This is a genomic window from Spirillospora sp. NPDC048824 (genome assembly GCF_043198455.1).
In the GTDB taxonomy this organism is placed as follows: domain Bacteria; phylum Actinomycetota; class Actinomycetes; order Streptosporangiales; family Streptosporangiaceae; genus Spirillospora.
In genome coordinates this window covers 1-2,222 of record NZ_JBICUS010000055.1, presented here as the reverse complement: position 1 = coordinate 2,222, position 2,222 = coordinate 1, and the positions used below count along the sequence as shown (strand labels likewise).

The window sequence follows — 2,222 nt, the reverse complement described above, 5'->3', positions numbered from 1 at the left end:
CATCGTCACTGTGCTCGGTACCCGTCCTCGCCCTGCTCATGTCAGTTAGGGAAGTTCATCCCCTGGTGTCCCACCTGAGCCTGACACAGAGGGCTGCGGTGGCCAGGGAGGTCAGCGCAGCTTCGACGCTAGACAGCTCATCGCGCACGGATGAGGCCTGGCCGTCGAGCGCGATGAGGGCGCTGCGCTGGGAGGGACGCACCTCGGCGAGGCTGTCCAGTTGGTCTCGCAGCCGTGTGAGGCCGGCGCGCAGCGCATCCGGCACCGGGTCGGCATGCGGTGTGGCTTGGCCACACGCGGGACAGGAGGCACCGGCGGAGGGATCGCTGCCCGAGGCCGGGTCGAGGAGGTCGAGCGTCGCCAGCCGTCCGGTGTGCAGTTGGAGGGCGTCTTCGTAGTCGGATTCCTCGGTGGTCTGGGTGAGCAGGAGCTCCCGGTCGGCCATGATCCGCTTCAGATCGGCGCGAAGGTGGATCGCGCGCCGCTCCAGCGCTAGGTAGCGGTCCTGCTGCTGGGCGTCGTCGATGACTGGGCGGCGCTGCTCGGGAGCCTGGGCAACGCGGGCGCTGTGAAGGACCCGGACGAGGGAGGCGCGGTCGGTGACCTCGCCCGGGGGGATCAGGCCGACGGCGCGCGCTTCGCTGTGCAGGGCGCGCAGATCCACGTCGATCGTCTGCGCGGCAAGCTCAGCGGCCCGCAGCGCAGCGTCCGAGCGCTGCTGCGCGTGTTTGGCGTTGCGGAGTTGGGCGCGCTTCAACGCTTGATCCGGGGGGACGGCTCCCAGGAAGTAGGGGAGGGTATCGCGTAGTGCGTCGGCTACGGCGCGTTCGCCTTGGCGGTGGAACACGGTGGTGGGGCTGGAGATCTCGTTCTGGTTCTGCAGGCACATCAGCACCGCGTGGGCGAGGTTCGCCTCCAGCGGCGCCCGGCCAGTGCGCGGCCCGGGGTCGGTGAGATTCTCTTCGATACCGATGCGTCGGCCGATCTGCGTGCGCAGGGTGGCGGCGTCGGTGTTGATCCGTAGGTCCGTCAGGGCGGGGATCGGCAGGTCGGTACTGAACTCGAGCATCGCCTGCTGTGAGGACGCTTTCCCGGCGGCCGGTGCGGGCCGGGCGATGAATGCCTGCCCACCGGGCAGCTGCCACAATGTCGCGTACCAAGCGACCGTGTCGGTGATCGGCCCTTCGGGGACTTGGATTGATTTGCGACCCAGGCAGTAGTCGACGATTGTCAGCAGGGCGCCTTTGCCGGTCCGGGACTCGCCCGTCACTACGTTCAGGCGGCCTGGACGGAAGTCGATGCGGCGGATCTCGCCCCGGACGTTGTAGAGAATCACCGACAGAAGCTGCACCCGATCAGGGTGCCACACCGAACAGCGCGAAGAGCGTCGCTGGCTGCTCTGCGCGGGAGAACCATGTGCCGACTTTGCCCGCTGACTGCACGATATGCGCAGCGTCGCCACCTTGGACAGGCTTGGCGGTGTTGGGGAGTCTGCCGTACAGGGCTCCGTGGTCGGTCACCAGCAGCGCCCCGTGGGCCATGCCGAAGCGCAGTCCTTCACGGACATGGCCCGTAAGACTCCGGGCGCGTTCGGGGAAGCCGGCCCGAATTACCGGATGGTCGCCGATCCACGTCGACAGGTGTGTGCGCGTGGTCCTGGGCAGTGACTCCCGCGTGCCCTTGTGCAGAATAAGGGGGGCGACGAGGAACGCCAGCGGCCACGGCATCGGCTGGCCGGATGCACGCTCGTATTGCCAGGCGGCGTTCGCAGTGATGACGGCCATAAGGGCTGGGTTGAGGAGCGCGGCAGCCTCGGGGGATCGGTCGTCCCATGCCCTCATGGGCCCTCTGCCGTCTCGGCGGAGGCGCGGATGCTGAGTAGTTCCTCTACGCGGGACTCGAAGTCCGGGTGCCAGCCGATGTCGCCGCTGTCGGCCAGGACGTGCCGGCGGCCCCGGGCGAAGAACGGCTCGTTGTAGCGGGGGCGGACAGTGACTGCGGTGGAGTCCCTCAACCGCCGCAGCAGCGCCTTCCCGGCAGTGATCTTCGCCTGCTCATCAGCCTCCAGACCGAGGTCCTCGACCATGTCATGGAAGACCCGCTCCCACTCATCACGCAGATTGTCCTTGAGGGGCCCCGCGCTTTCCGGACAGCTGACTGATGGTGATCTGCGGGCAGATCTACGCTGCTTGCTCCCGGTCCAGGTACTCGGTGTGGACCTC

At 68.0% G+C, this 2,222-nt stretch carries 3 protein-coding genes; all 3 read right to left on the bottom strand.

What is annotated here, in order from left to right:
• Positions 1 to 55: 55 nt before the first annotated feature.
• Complete coding sequence (locus ACGFIS_RS37465; RefSeq protein WP_392974014.1) at positions 56 to 1,351, bottom strand: hypothetical protein; 1,296 nt, start codon at positions 1,349 to 1,351, stop codon at positions 56 to 58.
• Between the two features lie 4 nt (positions 1,352 to 1,355).
• Positions 1,356 to 1,841, bottom strand: a complete 486-nt coding sequence (locus ACGFIS_RS37460) for a three component ABC system middle component (RefSeq protein WP_392913136.1) — start codon at positions 1,839 to 1,841, stop codon at positions 1,356 to 1,358.
• On the bottom strand, positions 1,838 to 2,222 hold a 385-nt coding region (locus tag ACGFIS_RS37455), incomplete at its 5' end, for an ABC-three component system protein (protein WP_392974013.1). The genes ACGFIS_RS37455 and ACGFIS_RS37460, both read right to left, overlap by 4 nt.

Excerpts from the sequence above, each read along its gene's own strand:
- ACGFIS_RS37460 (WP_392913136.1), bottom strand. The coding sequence starts at position 1,841 with ATGAGGGCATGGGACGACCGATCCCCCGAGGCTGCCGCGCTCCTCAAC.